The organism is Corynebacterium sp. HMSC072A02, assembly GCF_001810085.1.
Lineage (GTDB): Bacteria > Actinomycetota > Actinomycetes > Mycobacteriales > Mycobacteriaceae > Corynebacterium > Corynebacterium hesseae.
This window is the reverse complement of record NZ_KV799882.1, coordinates 1-354: the sequence shown is the minus strand read 5'-3', so window position 1 is coordinate 354 and position 354 is coordinate 1. Positions and strand designations below refer to the sequence as shown.

1 pseudogene is annotated in these 354 nt (G+C 62.7%); it reads right to left on the bottom strand.

Going from position 1 to position 354, the window contains the following annotated elements:
• Positions 1-354 (bottom strand): annotated as a pseudogene (locus tag HMPREF2698_RS12255) (IS21 family transposase); the annotation flags it as partial.

Below are 354 nucleotides of genomic sequence, written 5' to 3'. Positions count from 1 at the left end.
CGAGGTTGTCCATGCTGAACTGGTCTGCACCGCCGAGAAACGCGCCGGTGGTATCCCGGTCGGTGATTGCAGGGGCGGTGGGCTGGTTGACTGTGGTGCTGCGCGGGGCCTGGTCTAACCCGCGGGGCCGGGTGGCGTGTTCTTTGCGTATGGCGGCCATCATGTTTTTGACCGCGGTATATGACACAGCCCGTCGGCTGCCGTCGTTGGCCATCAGGCGCTGGCATGCCTCTTCCAGGATTGGTTTGTTGCCGTGTTTGCCCATCGACAGCACGTTTCTACAGGACTGGTACGCCTGGGCCGGGATGGCTTTCGCCGCGATGAGTTCTTCGATGACCTTGCGTGTTGCCGGGC